The sequence below is a fragment of the Sphingomonas sp. SL1004 genome (assembly GCF_057815015.1).
The window spans coordinates 1,369,827-1,387,372 of sequence record NZ_JBYMUX010000001.1 but is presented as its reverse complement, the minus strand read 5'-3'; the positions used below and the strand labels follow the sequence as shown (position 1 = coordinate 1,387,372).

Here is a 17,546-nt window from a genome sequence, read left to right as displayed (position 1 = left end):
AAGCGGATTATCCCCTCATCGCCCCAATGTACGGGGTCTTGAGAGGAGTACCGAACATGAAGATCATCGCAATGTTCGCCGCTGGCGCCCTGGCCGCGGGAACGCTGTTTGCCGCGGTGCCGGCCGATGCCCAGCGCCATGGCTGGGATGGCCATCGCGGCAACCGCGGCTGGCATGGCAATCGTGGCTGGAATGGCCCGCGCCACGGCTATCGCGGAGACCGCGGTTACCGTGGATATCGTGGTGGCTATCGGGGCGGCGGCTACGGCTATCGTGGCCCACGCGGTTACGGCCGTTCGCGCGTCGGGTGCCGGATCGAGCGCGGCTATTATGGCCCGGTTCGTCGCTGTTTCCGTCGCTGATACGGAACCGTAACGACTGCCTTTAGTTAGGTGACATAGGTTGCACGGCCCAGCAGGGCCGGCACCCAGCAGGAGAAGTCCCATGAAGTTGTTTACCCTCGCCGCTGCCGGTCTCGTCGCGCTTACCGGCCTTGCCCCAGTCGGCATCGCCGCCGAAGCCTCGGCTCAGCGCACCGTCGTGCATGAGCGGACCGTCGTTCGCCACGACGATCGCCGTCCCGGCTATCGTCGCCACGTCGTCCGTACGCGCCAGGTGTGCCGCAACGTCTATCGCAACCATCACCGCCAGCGCGTCTGCCGCACGGTCCGCGTCAACCGCTAAGACCGAGCCCGCGTCTAAAGCGGCTTGATCATCCCGCCCGACCCCGCCATATGCGCCGCGGGAGTCGGGCGGACGTGGTCGTCGCCAACTTGGTCAGATCCGGAAGGAAGCAGCCACAACGACTAAGCCACGGGTCGTCCCGGCTCCCACCGCGAACATGTCGTTCCGACATGCGAGCGCGGCCAGCGGTGCAGAGCACCGACTGACGATGCGGCTAAGCCGCAGCGCACCTTCTAAACTTCTCCTGAACTTGTCGGCCCCGCAAAATACATTGCGGCCCTGCGTGTTCCTGAAACGTTCCGAATCGCTGTCCTACGTCGCAACGCTGTGCCAAGATCGGCCCATGCCCCGCACGCCCTCCACAATCAGCCCCGCGCCAAGCCCGCGCGACCCTCTCGGCGAGCGAAGTGCAGAACTCTCCCAGCGTCTGCACTTTCTATACTTCACTCCCCTTCGACAGCACGCGCAGCACCCGCTATGACGAGCGCAATGTCAGATTCCTTCGACCTGGGCGAACCCCCGCAGCCGGTGAAAACGCCGGACGCCCCCGCCTACCGCGTGCTAGCGCGCAAATACCGACCGCAAACCTTTTCTGAGCTGATCGGCCAGGACGCGATGGTCCAGACGCTCGGCAACGCGATCAAGCGCGACCGGCTCGCGCACGCCTTCCTGATGACCGGCGTCCGCGGCGTCGGTAAGACGTCGACCGCCCGCCTGATCGCCAAGGCACTTAACTGCATCGGCCCCGACGGCGAGGGCGGCCCGACGATCGACCCCTGCGGCATCTGCGAACCCTGCCGCGCGATCGCCGAGGGTCGCCATATCGACGTGATCGAGATGGACGCCGCCAGCCACACCGGCGTCGACGACGTCCGCGAGATCATCGACGCGTCACGCTATTCGGCGGTCACCGCGCGCTTTAAAATCTACATCATCGACGAAGTCCACATGCTGTCGAAGAACGCGTTCAACGCGTTGCTGAAGACGCTGGAGGAGCCACCGCCCCATGTGAAATTCCTGTTCGCGACCACCGAAGTGAACAAGGTGCCGGTAACGGTCCTCTCGCGCTGCCAGCGGTTCGACCTGCGCCGCATTTCCGCCGAACAGCTCGCCAAGCACTTCGCCTGGGTCTCGACCGAAGAGGGCGTCACCGCCGATCCCGAGGCGCTGATGCTGATCGCGCGCGCCGCGGAAGGCTCCGCGCGCGACGGTCTGTCGATCCTCGACCAGGCGATCGCGCATGCCGGGCTCGAAGGCGGCGGCGTGACCGCGGACGCTGTGCGCCAGATGCTCGGCCTCTCGGATCGCGGCGCGGTCCGCGACCTGCTGACGCTGATCCTCGCCGGCGACGGGGCAGGGGCGCTCGCCTCGATGCGCCGCCAATATGACTACGGCGTCGACCCGCTGTCGGTGCTGCGCTCGCTGCTCGAAACCGTCCACGGCATCACGCTGACCAAGGTCGGCACGCCGCCGGACGCCGCGCAGCCGATGGAAGAGCGTGCGGCGCGCGAGGAATGGGCAGCGTCGCTCGGCTATCCCGCGCTGCACCGGTTGTGGCAGCTGTTCCTCAAGGGCCATGACGAAGTCGCCAAGGCCGCACTGCCGATCGAGGCGGCGGAGATGGCGCTGTTGCGCGCGATCTATGCCTCGACGCTGCCCGACCCCGGCGAACTCGCGCGCCAGATCGCCAGCTGTGCGGCGCCCTCGGCGGCACCGTCGTCACCGCCGCCACCCCCTGCGCCACCGTCGGGCGAAGCGCCGCCCTGGAACGCGGGATCCGCTGCGCAGGCGCCCGAGCCTGCGGCGACCGGACCTATCCTGCCGCCGACGTTCGAGGCGCTGGTCGACCTGCTCGACGAATCGGGCGGCCTCGCGATCGCCGCACGGCTCCGCCACGGTGCGCGAGTCGTCAGCTATGCGCCGCCCGAATTCGCGCTCAGCGGCAGTCGCCCGGTCTCGGCCGACACGCTCGCCGAACTCAACACGCTGTTGAAGACGGTGACGCGGACCGCGTGGAAAGTGTCGATCGTCGATGCCCCCGGCGCGCCGACGCTGCGCGAGGCACAGGACTCGGCCGACGCCGCGGTGCGCCAAGCTATTCTCGAATCCCCCATCATGAAGGCCGCGGTGGCAGCGTTTCCGGACGCCCAGCTAGAATCGTGGCCCGGTCAAAGGAGCAACGCATGAAGAATATCGATGAAATCCTCGCCATGGCGCAGAACGTCCAGAGCGAACTCGAAAAGGCGCAGGCGAATCTCGACAACATCGAGGTCGAGGGCGCGTCCGGCGGCGGGCTGGTCAAGGTGAAGGCCTCCGCCAAGGGCCGCATCATCAACATCGCGATCGACGACTCGCTGATGCAGGTGAGCGAGAAGCAGATGCTCGAGGACCTGCTGACGGCGGCGTTCAACGACGCGCGGGCGAAGGCGGATGCTGTGTCGGGCAGCGAGATGTCGAAGATGACGAGTGGCTTGCAACTGCCGCCGGGCTTCAAGCTGCCATTTTAAACCACTTCGGTTAGGTCGTTTCGGCGCGGGAACAATCGCTCTTCGGCCGGCGTTGCGCTCTTTCAGTAATCAGGGAGAGTGAACATGGCCGAAGAGCGCATCGTCGAAACGCCGACCACCCACACCACGATCATCGAACGCCGCGGCGGCGGCAGCGGCATGCTGATCGGCGTCGTCCTGCTGATCGCAGTGCTGATCGGTGGCTATTACCTGTTCAGCCGCCAGGGCGCGCAGAACAGCAAGGATGCCGCGATCACCTCCGCGGCGAAGAGCGTCGGCAGTGCCGCCGACAAGGCCGGTGATGCGGTCGAGAAGTCGACGCAGTAAAGGCTCCTAGTCTGGGTCCCCGCGAAGGCGGGGACCCAGGCTGGGCTCCCGCCATCGCTGGAGAACAAGCGGCGGGCGGCAAAGTGAAGCTAAGCACCACCCCGGCGAAGGCCGGGGCCCAGTTGGGAAACGCTGCTAACTGAACGTCGCGCGTTTTCACGAGCACCTTTCCAACTGGGCCCCGGCCTTCGCCGGGGTGGTAGATTAGCTGGCGGTCTTGTCGGCCCCTATCGCAGACACCCATCCAGACCGTCGTTCCTCACGGTCGAAACCCGCCGCGACAATGTATTCCCATGCTTCCGCACAAACCCATGCGGATCGATCGCAGCGCGTTTCTTCGGCAACGGCAACACCGCTGCGATCCGTCCGGCCTCGGTCGGCGACAGCCGCGACGCGTCGTGATGAAAATACCGGATCGCGCCAGCGTTCGCGCCGTACGTCCCGATCCCGGTCTCGGCGATGTTGAGGTACACCTCCATGATCCGCCGCTTCCCCCACAGCGTTTCGATCAGCACGGTGAAATACGCCTCGAACGCCTTTCGCACATAACCGCCGCCCTGGAACAGGAACGCGTTCTTCGCGGTCTGCTGGCTGATCGTCGAGCCGCCACGGATCCGCCCGCCCTGCGCATTACGCGCCGCCGCGCCCGCCATCGCCTTGAAATCGAAGCCATGATGCGAACAGAACCGTGAATCCTCGCCCGCGATCGCCGCGCGCGCCATGTCCGGGTCCATCTCGGATAGCGGCATCCAGTCCTTCGTCACGCCGTGGCCGTTGAGCACGTCGCCCATCATCGTCCAGGTGAACGGCACCGGCACGAACCGGTAGATGCCGACCCAGGCGACGGTAATCAGGACGAACCCGAAGATGATTTTGGCGGCGATGCGGAAAAAACCCATCGTCGCCTCTTATGCGATCGGGATGGACTCGCCAATCACCGCGCGCGCCGCCGCGACGCCCGTTTCGTAGGCGCCGTGTGCGGTGGAGAAGTCGAACGCGTGGCAAGCCTCGCCGGCGAAGTGGATGCGGCCGTCGACCGGTGCGGCCAGAACGGCGCGTTGCCCGGCGCGACCGACGCGTGCGTGGCTGTAGCTGCCGCCGATATAGGGTTCGTGACGCCAGCGGGTCGCGGTCAGCGGCGTGAAGCGCCTGCGCCAGTCGCTGCCGAGCAGCCCGACGAGCTCGTCGATCGCGAACTGCGCGGCGTCGCCGTCCTCCAGCATTGCCGCGCAGTCTCCGCCGAAGAAGCTCTCGACGATCGGCCAGCCGAACGGCGACAGGCGGTGGCTGGCGGTGCAGGCGGTATAGGGATTGCCGATCAGGTGTGCGTTGGTCGGCCATTCGGGTCGGTCGACATGGAGAAACACCTTGTCGGCGAGCCCGAGCGGGAGGTCGGCGGCGGCGGCGTGCTTGTCGGGGAGCGGCGGGTCGAACACGATCTGCGACTTCGCGAGGACGGTCGTGGGGACGCAGACGATGACGCGGTCCGCCTCGATCGTGCCGGCGGGGGTGTCGAGTTTGAGGGCGCGGCCGCTGTGATCGATGCGGGTAACGGGTGTCGACAGGCGGATATTCAGGCCGGCGGCGTGGCTGGCGACCAGCGTGTCGTAGCCCTCTTTCACGGTCCAGTTGTCTTCGATCGAGGCTTCTTCGTACGCCGCCCAGTCATGTAGGGAGACCTGGCTGAGGTTCGCACCGTTGGCGTAGCCCGAGATCGCGTCGATCTTCGGGCGCCATTTGTCGTGGGGGGCGATGAAGTCGGAAAGGGGGCGGTCGGGGCCGTCCAGCGCCGCCAGCGCACGCTCGTTCCAGTCTTGGTAGGCGGAGGAAGAGGACGCTTGGTCCTCGGACGAGAAGCCGAGGTCGCGCCACTGGGTGCGCCAGTTCGCATCGGAGCGATCGACAGTGAAGCCGGTGGCCTCTGCTATCGACGTCCAGGGATTGCGCTGGGCGGAATGTAGCCAGCCGCAACCGGCGTCGACATGGTCCCCCGCGATGGCGGGGGGCCAGTCTGGGCCCCCGCCATCGCGGGGGAACAAGGCTAGGGGTAGGCTCTTGGCTCGGCCACCTAGGCGATCGCTGGCCTCGACTAGCAGGACATCGCGCCCAGCATCGTGCAGAGCCCGTGCTCCAGCAATCCCGGCCGCACCGCCGCCGATGACGACGGTACGCACCAGCTTACGCCGCCAGCAGGCGCTTCTCGCCGGCGATCCGCATCATCGCCTTCTGCAGCTTCTCGAACGCACGCACCTCGATCTGCCGCACGCGCTCGCGCGACACGCCGTAGACCTGCGACAATTCCTCGAGCGTCTTCGGATCGTCCGTCAGACGGCGCTCGGTGAGGATATGCTGCTCACGCTCGTTGAGGTCGTCCATCGCCGACACCAGCATCGAATGGCGGACGTCCGCCTCCTGCGCATCGGCGACGATCTTGTCCTGCAGCGGCGCATCGTCCTGCAGCCAATCCTGCCACTGGCCCTCGCCGTCCTCGCGCATCGGCACGTTGAGCGACGTGTCGCCGCCCATCGCCATGCGGCGGTTCATGCTGACGACGTCGGTCTCGGCAACGCCAAGATCGGTGGCGATCTTGGTGACGTGCTCGGGACGCAGATCGCCATCCTCGAACGCATCGAGACGGCTCTTCATCCGGCGCAGGTTGAAGAACAGCTTCTTCTGCGCGGCGGTGGTCCCCATCTTCACGAGGCTCCACGAGCGCAGGATATACTCCTGGATCGACGCGCGGATCCACCACATCGCATAGGTGGCGAGGCGGAAACCACGCTCGGGCTCGAACTTCTTCACGCCCTGCATCAGGCCGATATTGCCCTCGGAGATCAGCTCCGACGTCGGCAGGCCATAGCCGCGATACCCCATCGCGATCTTCGCCACGAGGCGGAGATGCGAGGTTACCAGCTGCGCCGCGGCCTCGGTGTCGCCATGCTCCTGGAAGCGCTTGGCGAGCATGTATTCCTGCTCGGGTTTCAACAGCGGGAATTTCTTGATCTCGGCGAGATAGCGATTGAGACCCGCCTCGCTGCCGAGCGCAGGAATCGTCGCTGGAACGTTGGAGCGGGCTGCCATTGTCGTAATCCCTTTCTGCTGACCTCGATTGCCGCACCGCGGCCCCCGATTGCCGCGTTGCGGCATAGTGTCGATTATCTATACGTGAAGCTGGGTGAACAGTTCCTGCATGTCTGCGGGCATTTCGCTTTCGAACGCCAAAGCGATGCTTTTCACCGGATGGATGAACCCCAGATGCGCCGCGTGCAAGGCCTGCCGGCGGAAACCAAGCGTTTCGAGCAGCGACTTCTGAGCTTGCTTTGTTCTACCATAGACCGGGTCCCCCAACAAGGCGTGGCCGATCGACGCCATGTGCACGCGCACCTGATGCGTGCGCCCGGTCTCTAGCCGGCACTCGATCAGTGCAGCATCGCGGAGCGTCTCGATCGTCGAGAAATGCGTCACCGCGCGCTTGCCGCCCTGCACGATCGCGATCTTCTTGCGGTTCTGCGGACTCCGCGCGAGGGGTGCGTCGACCGTCCCGCTCGGCGGGCGCGGGATGCCGCCGACGATCGCCTTGTAGCGCCGATCAATGCTGTGGTCGTGGAATTGCTTTGCCAGGCCCTCGTGCGCGCGATCGGTCTTGGCGGCGATCATCAGCCCGGACGTATCCTTGTCGATGCGGTGGACGATGCCAGGTCGCGCGACGCCGCCGATGCCCGAGAGGTTGCCGGCGCAGTGGTGGAGCAGGGCGTTGACCAGCGTCCCGTCGAAATTGCCGGCGGCGGGGTGGACGACGAGGCCGGCGGGCTTGTCGATCACGATCAGGTCGTCGTCTTCGTACGCGACGACGAGCGGGATATCCTGCGCTTCGTTATGGAGCGGGGTCGGCGGCGGGATCGCGACCGCAAATACCTGGCCGGTCGCGGCCTTCTTTGCCGAATCGCGCCATTCTCGGCCGTTGAGCGTCACTTGCCCTGCGGCGATCAGCGCCTTCAACCGCTCACGCGACATGTCGGGCAGCACTTCGGCGAGCGCGCGGTCGAGCCTCCAGCCATCCGTGGCCGGCGTAATCGATGCTTCGACGATGGAAACCCCCCGGTCCATGTCGTAGCGATGTGGCGATGAGCGTGACGATTTCAAGCGAATTGCTGGAGCGATTGTTGGCGGAGGCGAAGGCTTCGCCGGATGCGGAGATTTGCGGGCTTTTGTTCGGCGCTGCGGGGCGGATCGAGGCGGCGGAGACATGCGCGAATGTCGCGGCGAGCCCGGCGCGGACGTTCGAGATCGATCCGACGGCGTTGTTTGCGGCGTATCGGCGGGCTCGGGGGGGAGGGCTGGCGGTGATGGGGCATTATCATTCGCATCCTTCGGGCTTGCCGGTTCCGTCTGCGCGCGATGCGGCACAGGCTATGGGGGATGGGGCGGTCTGGGTGATCCTCGGCAGCGGCGTGGCTCGGGCTTGGCGGTCGGTTGAAGTGGGGGCGTTCGTCGAGGAGGCGATCCAGCGTATTGAAGACACCTCCACCCCGGCGAGGGTCGGGGCCCAATTGGGAAGGTCGGAGTAACGGAGCGCAGCGTTTAGTTGGCAATGTTCCCCAATTGGGCCCCGGCCTTCGCCGGGGTGGAGTGTAGTGGCCTGGATCGCGTCGCCTATTGTCGATCCCAACCACCACTTGCGCACCAGTCCCACCCCCGCCAGAAGACAGGCTGTAACGAGGGGATTTTCATGACGGTCAGCCCGGTCGATTTCGCGAGTCTGCTGTGTTCGCGCCTGTGTCACGACCTGCTGTCGCCGGTGGGGGCGCTCAACAACGGGCTGGAGCTGCTTGCCGACGAAACCGATCCGGCGATGCGCGAGCGCGTCATGCAGTTGCTCGCCGACAGCGCGCGGGCGTCGGCCAGCAAGCTGAAATTCTTCCGACTCGCGTTCGGTGCGGCTGGCGGGTTCGGCGAACTGGTCGACACGCATGAAGCCCGGAACGCGATCGAGGGGCTGGTCGCGGAGAACAAGCGGATCAAGTTCGTCTGGGCGGTCGAGACGCCGGCGATGCCCAAGTCCGCGGTGAAGGTGCTGCTCAACCTCGTTCTGATCGCGACCGAATCACTGGTCCGCGGCGGCACGATGGAAGTCGGTGGCGAGGACAATGAAGGCCAGCTGGAGATCGTCGTGAAGATCGAGGGTGCACGGATCGTGCTCGATCCCGAAATTCGTCGGACTTTGGTGCAGGGCGAGGGCGTCCACACCGTCACCCCGCGCGCCGCCGCCGCGTACATGATCAATACGATCGTTACCGATGCCGGAGGGACGGTCGTGGTATCCGAGCCTGCCGACGACATCATGATCTTCGGCGCGGTGTTCGACGCTGGGTAAAGACGTCGGCTTTTACGATCGTCTCCCTTGCGGGGGAGGATCAGGTTACCCGCCAGAGCTAACGGCCTCTTAACCTCCGCCATGCATGACGGTGCCTCGAACGCGGGGCTCGCATGGACGATCTGTTACAGGAATTCATTGCCGAGACGCGCGAAACGCTGGAGGCGATCTCCGGCGAGATCGTCGCGTGGGAGGCTGCACCCGCCGATGGTGCGCGTCTCGACGCGATCTTCCGCTTCGTCCACACCGTGAAGGGAAGCTGCGGCTTTCTCGATCTCCCGCGGCTCGCGCGCCTGAGCCATGCGGCCGAGGACGTGCTGGCTGCGGTGCGTGACGGCAAGCGGACCCCTGATACCGCGCTCGTCAACGCCGTGCTCGGCATCGTCGACCGGATCGCCGAGATCGTCGAAGCGATCGACAGCGGCGCGGCACTCGACGATTCGGGCGAGGACCTGCTGATCGCCGCACTCGCGCCCGACGCGCGGCCTGTCGCGCCGGTCGCCGCCGCCACCGTCGGGCGCAGCGCCAGCCGCAGCGTCCGGCTGAACGTCGACCTGCTCGATCACATGATGAGCGGCATGTCCGAGATGGTGCTCGCGCGTAACGAGCTCGCCCGGCGGCTGCGTGACAGCGATGTCGATCCAAAGGTCGAGGCGGCGCTGGAGCGGCTGTCGCTGACCGTCGCCGACATGCGCGATACGGTCACGCGGACCCGCATGCAGAAAGTCGATGCGCTGTTCTCGGCGCTGCCGCGGATGGTGCGCGATACCAGTGCGGAGCTGTGCAAGGCGGTCAACCTCGTGATCGAGGGGGCCGATGTCGAACTCGACCGCGAGATGATCGAGCTTATGCGCGATCCGCTCGTCCATATCATCCGCAATTCGATCGACCACGGCATCGAGACCCCGTTGGCGCGGCGCGCGGCGGGCAAGCCGGAGACCGGCAGGCTAGTCGTGTCCGCGCGCCAGTCCGGCAACCAGATTCTCATCGAGGTGAGCGACGACGGGCAGGGCATCGACGTCGCCCGGATCGTCGCCAAGGCTGCCGAGAAGAAGCTCCACACGCCAGCCGAACTGGCGGCAATGAGCGAGGCATCGCGGCTCGACCTGATCTTCGCGGCAGGGCTGTCGAGCCGCGATGCGGTGACCGCGATCTCGGGCCGTGGCGTCGGCATGGACGTCGTACGGGCCAATATCGAGCAGATCGGCGGTCGCATCGTGCTGACCAACGAGGCGGGGCGCGGGCTTCGGATCGTCATCCACGTACCGCTGACCTTGTCGATCCTGTCGACGATCATCGTCGGCGTCGGCACGCAGCGCTTCGCCCTGCCGCGTCAGGCGATCGAGGAAATCGTCATGGTCCGCGGGGACCAGGTGCGAATCGATACGATCGGTGACGCGGCGACGGCCACGGTGCGCGGTCGCCGTATGCCGCTGGTTTCGCTCGCACAGCTGTTCGCTCTCGGGACCGGCTCGCCGCCGACGTTGGTGATCGTATCGACCCGCGAGGGCGATTACGCGCTTGGCGTCGACACCGTGCTCGATACCGAGGAGCTGGTCGTGAAGCCCGCGTCGCCCGCGGTGATGGCGACCGGCGTCTATGCGGGCAAGACCTTGCCCGACAACGGCCTGCCGATGCTGCTGCTCGATGTGTCGGGCGTCGCTGCAGTCGCCGGGCTTCGGTTCGCGCCGGTCACCGCGGCGGACACGGCGATCGTCGAGGAGATCGTACCCGGCGTGCCGGCGTTGCTGTTCGACGATCTCGATGGCGCGCGCCGGGCGATCGCGCTGGCCGTCATCGACCGTGTCGAACCAGTACCGACCGATGCGATCCGCTGGTCCGCAGGCGCGATGCGGCTGTCGATCGGTGACGCGATCATTCCCCTGTACGCGGTTGGCGATCTCGGGACGCGGAAAGACGTCGCCGTATTGCGGCTGACCGATGGCGAAAGCGAGATGGCCTATGCGATTGCCGAGGCGATAGAGATCGTCGAACTGCCCCGCGAGGTCGCACCGGCGCGGGGCGCAGGACCGATCGCGGGCGTGGTGCTGATCGCGGGCGAGCAGGTCGAGCTGGTCGATCCGCACGCCCTGTTCTCGGGCCAGCCTGTGGTGATCGCGTCGCCGCCGGTGTGCCTGTTGCAGGTCGATGGTTCGGGCTGGATGGAGACGTTCCTCAAGCCGGCGCTGGAGGCGTCCGGCTATCGGTGCGTGACGACGTTGGCGAAGGGGGAGGTCGCCGCGGTTGCGCTGGCGATGGAAGACTCTCCGGTACGCGAGACGCTGGCGCCGGTGGTGACGCTGCGGCGCACGAAAAGTGCGGATGGGGCCGACGATGCCAGCGTCTATCGCTATGATCGGCCGGCGCTGATCGCCGCGCTGGCCGCTCGGAGGGCGCTGTGACGGACCTGTTTCTGGTGGCGCACATCGCCGGGCGCGGCGTCGCGATTGCCGCGGCGCAGGTCGATTCGGTGGTTGATATCGGCGAGATCGTCGCGGTTCCCCGCGCGGAGGCGTTCGTTCGCGGGCTGGCGGCACTCCGCAGCCGGGTCGTGACCGTGATCGACACCGGCACGGCGCTCGGCCTCGCGCCGACGCCGACGACCGTGCGGCGCGCGGTGATCACCGCGGTCGAGGGGCATCATTACGCGATCCTGGTCGATTCGGTCGAGGATGTCGCACCGTTCGTGCGGGTGCCGCTGTCGTCGGGGCTCGCGCTGCACCGTGGCTGGGCCGCGGCAGGCACCGGTCTGGTCGAACGCGACGGCGAGCCGTTGCTGATCCTCGATCTCGCCGCGGTCATTCCGGCGGCTGCGCTCGCTGCCTGATAATTTCGTTGCTTAACCCGGTGCTTACGCTTTGCCGCGTAGACCGACTCACGATTTACCCCTGGAAGGCTTTCCATGAAGACCTGTCTCGTCGTCGATGATTCAAAGGTGATCCGCAAGGTCGCGCGTCACATCCTCGAGACGCTGGACTTTACCGTCACCGAAGCGTGTGACGGCCGCGAGGCACTGGCATCGTGCCTGGCGTCGATTCCCGACGTGATCCTGCTCGACTGGAACATGCCGGTGATGAGCGGGATGGATTTCCTGCGTGCGCTGCGCGAGGCGGACGTGCCGCGCCGGCCCAAGGTGGTGTTCTGCACGACCGAGAACGGCATGGCCTATATCCGCGCGGCCATCGAGGCGGGCGCGGACGAATACGTCATGAAGCCGTTCGACCGCGACACGCTCGAATCGAAGCTCCAGATCGTCGGCATGGCCTGAACCGGACCCGATCGTGGCGAGCAGATTCCCCTCATCGTTGCAGGCATCCCCGTTGCGGGATGCCGCTCGCGACATCGCCGACACGGCACGGGTGCTGATCGTCGACGATTCGGTGGTGGCCCGCGCGGTGATCGCGCGGTTGATCGACGCGAGCGACCGGTTTTCGGTGGTCGGCGCAGTCGGTACGGCAAAGGCGGCGCTGGAGTTTCTCGGCCGCACGACAGTCGAATTCATCCTGCTCGATATCGAGATGCCGGGCGTCGACGGCCTGACCGCACTGCCGGACCTGATCGCCGCGGGGCGGGGGGCCAAGGTGCTGATCGTCTCGTCATCCGCGGATGACGGCGGCGCCGCGACCGTGCAGGCGCTGGCGCTCGGCGCCGCGGAAACGCTGGAAAAGCCCTCCGCGGGTGCGCTGTCGGGGCGGTTCGGCTCGGCGCTGGTCGCCAAGCTCGAACGGCTTTGCGAGACCGTCGTGCAACTGCCCCCGGCCATCGTGATCCGCGCCCTGCCGACGCGACCCGCCGCAGCGGTTCCGGTCGCCACGCCCCGCACCGGCAGCGAGGATTACGACATCGTCGCGATCGGCGCGTCGACCGGCGGCATCCACGCGCTGAGCCAGCTGTTTCGCGAACTGCCCAGCGGCTTTCGCCTGCCGATCATCATCACCCAGCATCTGCCGGCATCGTTCATGCCCTATTTCGCGGCGCAGATCGCCTTGCTTGCCGGGCGGCCGTGCGAAGTCGCGACCGATCGGCTGAGGGTTCGGCCCGGTCGAATCGTCATCGCGCCCGGCGACGCGCATCTGAAATGCGTGAAGCTCAGCGATGGCGGCGCGGCGTTCCGCCTGACGCATGATCCGGCGGTCAGCGGCTGCATGCCGTCGGTCGATCCGATGCTGGCGTCGATCGCGGACGTCTACGGCCCGCGCATGCTGGCGATCATCCTTAGCGGCATGGGCCGCGACGGTGCCGAGGGTGCGCGCCACGTCCACGATCTGGGCGGCTGTGTCGTCGCGCAGGATCAGGCGAGCTCGGTGGTCTGGGGCATGCCGGGCGCAGTCGCAGCGTCGGGCGTGGCGGACGCCGTCCTGCCGCCCGACGCGATCGGTCGGCTCGTCGCGACGCGGCGTCGTCCATGACACCGGCTGCGCCTTCGCAGACCGCGATCAACGTCCTTACCGCGCTGCTCGAGGCGCGCACCGGACAGCAGATCGCAGCCTATCGGTCTTGGCGGCTCGATACCGCGCTGAAACCGCTGTTGCGCGACCGGAAGCTTGAAACGCTGGACCAGCTCGTGACGCAATTGCTCGAAGGCAGCGACCGGCAGATCGGCGACCGGATCGTCGACGCGCTGGTCAATCAGGAGACTTCGTTCTTCCGCGATGCGCAGGTGTTTGACCTGCTGATCGAGGCGGTCGCGCTCGCTGAATCGGAACGCCGTCGCGTGCGGATCTGGTGTGCGGGTTGCTCGACCGGGCAGGAACCATTGTCGCTGGCGATGTTGTTCGCCGAACGCAGCGAGACGAGTGGCGCGCCGATGCCGGAGATCGTCGCCACCGACGTTTCCGAAGCGGCGATCGCCCGTGCCCGCGCGGGGCGTTTCACGCAGTTCGAGATCCAGCGCGGGCTGCCGGTCCGTCGGATGATCCGCTGGTTCGATACGACCGGCAGCGACTGGGTGGCGAAACCCGAGCTCGTGAAGATGGTCGCGTTCCGCCGCATGAACCTCGTGTCTGATCAGCCGCCGGCGGGGCGGTTCGACATCGTGTTGTGTCGCAACGTGCTGCTCTATCTGTCGACCGACACCAAGGGGCAGGTGTTCCCGAAGATCGCGGCGGCGCTTAACCCCGGTGGCAAGCTGGTGATGGGGGCAGGCGAGACCGTGATCGGCCAGACCCGGCTGTTCGAACCCAGCAAACGCTTTCGCGGCTTCTACCAGACGATGGGCGACGAGGCTCGGAGCCAAGCCGCGGCCTGAGCGCGGCGCAGTTCGGGTTTCCGCATCGGCAAGCGCGGTGTATGTCGTCCCTGCCACCGCACGCACGCCGCGTGTCGGAACAGGGGCGATACGCTCTGGGGGAAGCCGGCTTGAGGTTCATCGAGACACCGTCACCGAATTTCGACGATCGCACGCTGCCCATTACGATGATCGTGCTGCACTATACGGGTATGCAGGACGGCGCCTCGGCGATCGCCCGGTTGCGCGATCCCGAAGCGAAGGTCTCGTCGCATTATCTGATTGAGGAAGACGGCACCGTCCTGCGGATGGTTGCCGAGGACAAGCGCGCATGGCACGCCGGACGCTCGCACTGGCGCGGGATCGAGGACGTGAATTCGGCGAGCATCGGCATCGAGATCGTTAATCCCGGCCATGAGTTCGGCTATCGTCCGTTCCCGGCCGAGCAGATCGCGTCGTTGATCCCGCTCGTTGCCGAGATCAAGGATCGCCATGAGATCACGCGCGGCAACATCGTCGGCCATTCGGACATCGCGCCCACCCGCAAGCGCGACCCCGGCGAACTGTTTCCATGGCATGAACTCGCGCGGCGGCGGCTGGCGTTGCCGCGGCCAACCAAGAATTTGATGGACCCCGGCTGGACCGAGGGGGGCTTCTGCCTTGCGCTGGAACGGTTCGGGTATGATGTCGAGAACCGGATGGCGGCAACGATGGCGTTCCAGCGGCGGTTCCGTCCGGAACTCGTGGACGGCGAGGTCGATGCGGAATGCCGGTGCATCCTGCTGGCGCTGCTGCTGCCCAAGCCGATGGGCGACGACTGACGAACGATCCTCCCCCCCGGCGGGGGGGATCGCAGTACATCAGCGAAAAACGGTGGTGCATCGCTTGCACCCGCGCTAGTGACCGCGTCGCCAGAGGGTCGGGCGGCCGCGGGTGTTTTAGGACACGCGAGGAAAGTCCGGGCTCCGCGAAACGACGGTGCCGGGTAACGCCCGGCGAGGGTGACCTCAGGGAAAGTGCCACAGAGAGCAGACGGCCAACCCTCGGCGCAAGCCGGGGCGGTCAGAGTGAAAGGGTGCGGTAAGAGCGCACCGCGCGCCTGGTAACAGGGGCGGCACGGCAAACCCCACCGGGAGCAAGATCGAATAGGGGTGGCACATGGGCTTCGTTTCAGCTCGTCACCCGGGTTGATTGCTTGAGGCGGCGGGCAACCGTCGTCCTAGAGGAATGGTCGCCTAACTCCCGTATCGAAGGATCGGGAATGGACAGAACCCGGCTTACAGACCCTCTGGCATCCTTTCCCGAACCATTGCAGACTTTCCCCAATCATTGCAGACTGCGACGAAATAACGCCGGGGGTTAGTAATGCGTTTCGACAGGGTAGGTTTCGTGGGAGCGGGCATGATGGCAATTGCCGCGGCGACGCTCCAAGTGGCGGCGCCGGTGATCGCCCAGGTTCCCGCGACGACGGTGCAGCAGGATTTCGACGCCGCCGCCGCTCTCGATACGAAGGGCGACAAGGTCGCAGCGCTTGCGGCGTGGGAAAAGCTGGAGGCGCGGACCAAGCCGGGTTCGCGCAGCCGCGGCGTCGCACTGATCCGCAAGAGCGCGGCGTTGTTCAAGCTCGACCGCTCGGACGACGCAGTGACTGCAGCGCGAGCCGGACTGGCGTTGTTGCCGGCGACCGATCCGACGCTCGCCGAGGATCGTTGGCGTGCCTATTACGATCTCGGCCTGATTGCTCAGACCGCGCTTGATTATGCGGGGGCAGGCGATGCGTTCCGAAGCGCGGAGAGTGCCGCGGACATGCCTGCGCTGAAGGCTGCGTCGATGCTCGGATTCGCCAGCGTCGCTACGTTCACCGATCCCGTGGCGGCAGAGGCTGCATTGGCGCGGGTCGATGCGCTCCTCAAGACGGTGTCCGCCGACAAGCCGTTGAAGGCCGATATCGCGCGGCGTCATGCGATCCTGTTGCTCAATCGCGGCGCATACGAGCCAGCTCGGACATATGCCGTGGATGCCGTCAAGCAGCTGGGCGGCTTGACCACCCAAACCGACTTGCGCGACGTGTCCGCCCGGTCCGATGCGGCGATCGCATCATTGCTATCGGGCAAGTCGGACGATGCGCGGCGCTATATGGCGATGACCGGCGCCGGACGGCTTACCAAAGGCGAGTTCGACCCTGCCGTGCAGATGGACGTCCCGCCGTGCGGTGGCGAGGCCGACCTGCGGCCGGCGGACATGGCGGTGGTCGAGTTCTCGATCGGCGACGACGGCGTCGTGCGCAACGTGTCTCCGATCTATGCGGCGGGTGGTGGCGCGGTCGCGCTCGAGTTTGCGCGTGCGGTCCGCGACTGGTCTTGGACCGCGGAGCAGGTAAAGGCGCTGCCGGCATTCTTCCGCTACAATGTGCGTGTCGAAATGCGCTGTTCGACCGCATTCGAGCGTCCGTCGATCGGCAAATTTCTCGACGCGGACATGGCGACGTGGCTCGAATCGAAGGGCCTCGCGCTGCCGACCGAGGAGCGTGGCGCCGATGCCGTTGCCGTCGTGCGCCAGCGTGCGGCACTGGCTGCCGCCGAAGCGAAGTCGGGGCCTGCTTCGCTCGCGGCACTGCCCCCGCTGTATCAACTCGCGAACAATGCGGTTGTCGGACGTGAAGAGAGCAACGTCCTCGCGCGTCGTGCGCTCGCGATCGCCGAAGCGCAGGGTGCACCGCCGACCGCACGGCTGCCGCTAGACATCAGCATCCGCGAGACCGCGAGCGCGGACAGCTGGAAGGATGGCGCGTACGCGCGCGCCGTGATGCCGCTCGCGTCGACACCGGCCTATGCGAACGATCCCAAGGCGCGGTCGGCCATCCTGTTGCTGGTCGCCGAGAAGACCGATTCGCGGAGCGGCCGCGCGACGTTGTTGCAGCAGGTCGCTGACGACAAGCGTCTGGCCACAAACGATCCACTGCGCGTCGGTGCGCTGATCCGTCTCGCTTCACTCCAGCAGCAGGCGGGTGAGACCGCCACCGCGCGCGCGACGTTCGAGCGGTCGGGGCTGGCCGCGAACCAGTGCGCGATTCTCGATGCGCCGCCGCGGTTCCTGTCGGCTGGCGGCACCTTCCCCGACGAAGCGAGACAATGGGGGTTCGAGGGGTGGACAAAGACGCAGTTCGATGTCGATGCCGATGGCCGGGTGCTCAACCAGCGCGCCGTGTTGAGCTACCCCCCGTTCGTGTTCACCAAGGCGGGCGTGCAGACGGTGGCAGGGGCGCGGTGGAGCAAGACCTTCCGCCCCGATGGCGGCGTCGGCTGTGGCGGTTTGTCACAGCAGGTGCGGTTCAAGATGCCGGGGTGATGTGTCGCTTTGCGATCCTCCCCCGCGAGGGGAGGTAGCGCGAAGGCGACGGAGGGGGGGATACGAAACCGACGTTGGC

18 protein-coding genes and 2 other RNA genes are annotated in these 17,546 nt (G+C 66.5%); 16 read left to right on the top strand and 4 right to left on the bottom strand.

From position 1 onward, the window contains the following. Positions 1 to 56: 56 nt before the first annotated feature. From AC3D24_RS06155 to AC3D24_RS06130, 6 genes are all read left to right on the top strand, one after another. The gene (locus tag AC3D24_RS06155; RefSeq protein WP_489029102.1) at positions 57 to 362 is read left to right on the top strand and encodes a hypothetical protein; all 306 of its coding nucleotides are present in this window, start codon (positions 57 to 59) and stop codon (positions 360 to 362) included. An 82-nt stretch (positions 363 to 444) separates the two neighbouring features. Then, on the top strand, positions 445 to 684 hold the full coding sequence (locus AC3D24_RS06150; protein ID WP_489029100.1) for a hypothetical protein: 240 nt from the start codon (positions 445 to 447) through the stop codon (positions 682 to 684). A gap of 58 nt (positions 685 to 742) precedes the next feature. Then, an RNA gene (gene ffs, locus AC3D24_RS06145) (signal recognition particle sRNA small type) lies at positions 743 to 836 on the top strand. Between the two features lie 337 nt (positions 837 to 1,173). Continuing rightward, positions 1,174 to 2,871, top strand: coding sequence for a DNA polymerase III subunit gamma/tau (locus AC3D24_RS06140; RefSeq protein ID WP_489029098.1), 1,698 nt, complete (start codon positions 1,174 to 1,176; stop codon positions 2,869 to 2,871). Next, a complete protein-coding gene (locus AC3D24_RS06135; protein ID WP_254687211.1) occupies positions 2,868 to 3,191 on the top strand; it encodes a YbaB/EbfC family nucleoid-associated protein in 324 nt (107 codons plus the stop codon). Before AC3D24_RS06140 ends, AC3D24_RS06135 begins: the two co-directional genes overlap by 4 nt. 84 nt (positions 3,192 to 3,275) lie before the next feature. Further along, positions 3,276 to 3,518 (top strand): hypothetical protein, encoded by a 243-nt coding sequence (locus AC3D24_RS06130; protein ID WP_480964011.1) that lies wholly within the window; start codon positions 3,276 to 3,278, stop codon positions 3,516 to 3,518. 227 nt (positions 3,519 to 3,745) lie between these two features. Here AC3D24_RS06130 and mtgA read toward each other — a convergent pair whose 3' ends face one another. From mtgA to AC3D24_RS06110, 4 genes are all read right to left on the bottom strand, one after another. Next, positions 3,746 to 4,417, bottom strand: coding sequence for a monofunctional biosynthetic peptidoglycan transglycosylase (gene mtgA / locus AC3D24_RS06125; RefSeq protein ID WP_489029096.1), 672 nt, complete (start codon positions 4,415 to 4,417; stop codon positions 3,746 to 3,748). 9 nt (positions 4,418 to 4,426) lie between these two features. Then, positions 4,427 to 5,692, bottom strand: coding sequence for a flavin monoamine oxidase family protein (locus tag AC3D24_RS06120; RefSeq protein WP_489029095.1), 1,266 nt, complete (start codon positions 5,690 to 5,692; stop codon positions 4,427 to 4,429). A gap of 4 nt (positions 5,693 to 5,696) precedes the next feature. Then, on the bottom strand, positions 5,697 to 6,599 hold the full coding sequence (gene rpoH / locus AC3D24_RS06115; RefSeq protein ID WP_056048373.1) for an RNA polymerase sigma factor RpoH: 903 nt from the start codon (positions 6,597 to 6,599) through the stop codon (positions 5,697 to 5,699). 78 nt (positions 6,600 to 6,677) lie between these two features. After that, positions 6,678 to 7,625, bottom strand: coding sequence for an RluA family pseudouridine synthase (locus AC3D24_RS06110; RefSeq protein ID WP_489033071.1), 948 nt, complete (start codon positions 7,623 to 7,625; stop codon positions 6,678 to 6,680). Between the two features lie 17 nt (positions 7,626 to 7,642). On the opposite strand from AC3D24_RS06110, the gene AC3D24_RS06105 reads away from it, so the two are divergent. The 10 genes from AC3D24_RS06105 to AC3D24_RS06060 all read left to right on the top strand — a co-directional run bounded on the left by AC3D24_RS06105 (position 7,643) and on the right by AC3D24_RS06060 (position 17,467). Continuing rightward, positions 7,643 to 8,086, top strand: a complete 444-nt coding sequence (locus AC3D24_RS06105) for a M67 family metallopeptidase (RefSeq protein WP_489029093.1) — start codon at positions 7,643 to 7,645, stop codon at positions 8,084 to 8,086. 161 nt (positions 8,087 to 8,247) lie between these two features. Then, positions 8,248 to 8,892 carry a histidine phosphotransferase family protein gene (locus AC3D24_RS06100; protein WP_489029091.1) on the top strand — a complete coding sequence of 215 codons (645 nt, stop codon included), beginning with the start codon at positions 8,248 to 8,250 and terminating at the stop codon, positions 8,890 to 8,892. A 113-nt stretch (positions 8,893 to 9,005) separates the two neighbouring features. After that, on the top strand, positions 9,006 to 11,294 hold the full coding sequence (locus tag AC3D24_RS06095; RefSeq protein ID WP_489029090.1) for a chemotaxis protein CheA: 2,289 nt from the start codon (positions 9,006 to 9,008) through the stop codon (positions 11,292 to 11,294). After that, positions 11,291 to 11,719 carry a chemotaxis protein CheW gene (locus tag AC3D24_RS06090; protein ID WP_489029088.1) on the top strand — a complete coding sequence of 143 codons (429 nt, stop codon included), beginning with the start codon at positions 11,291 to 11,293 and terminating at the stop codon, positions 11,717 to 11,719. The genes AC3D24_RS06095 and AC3D24_RS06090 overlap by 4 nt, the downstream gene beginning before the upstream one ends. 75 nt (positions 11,720 to 11,794) lie before the next feature. Further along, entirely contained in the window at positions 11,795 to 12,160 is a 366-nt protein-coding gene (locus tag AC3D24_RS06085; protein WP_489029086.1) for a response regulator, read from the top strand. 52 nt (positions 12,161 to 12,212) lie between these two features. Beyond that, positions 12,213 to 13,301 carry a chemotaxis-specific protein-glutamate methyltransferase CheB gene (gene cheB / locus AC3D24_RS06080; protein ID WP_489029084.1) on the top strand — a complete coding sequence of 363 codons (1,089 nt, stop codon included), beginning with the start codon at positions 12,213 to 12,215 and terminating at the stop codon, positions 13,299 to 13,301. Beyond that, positions 13,298 to 14,140 carry a CheR family methyltransferase gene (locus AC3D24_RS06075; RefSeq protein ID WP_489029082.1) on the top strand — a complete coding sequence of 281 codons (843 nt, stop codon included), beginning with the start codon at positions 13,298 to 13,300 and terminating at the stop codon, positions 14,138 to 14,140. The genes cheB and AC3D24_RS06075 overlap by 4 nt, the downstream gene beginning before the upstream one ends. A gap of 167 nt (positions 14,141 to 14,307) precedes the next feature. Further along, complete coding sequence (locus AC3D24_RS06070; protein ID WP_489033069.1) at positions 14,308 to 14,940, top strand: N-acetylmuramoyl-L-alanine amidase; 633 nt, start codon at positions 14,308 to 14,310, stop codon at positions 14,938 to 14,940. 90 nt (positions 14,941 to 15,030) lie between these two features. Continuing rightward, positions 15,031 to 15,415: RNase P RNA component class A (gene rnpB, locus AC3D24_RS06065), an RNA gene on the top strand. Between the two features lie 105 nt (positions 15,416 to 15,520). After that, positions 15,521 to 17,467 (top strand): energy transducer TonB, encoded by a 1,947-nt coding sequence (locus tag AC3D24_RS06060; protein ID WP_489029080.1) that lies wholly within the window; start codon positions 15,521 to 15,523, stop codon positions 17,465 to 17,467. Positions 17,468 to 17,546: the final 79 nt, after the last annotated feature.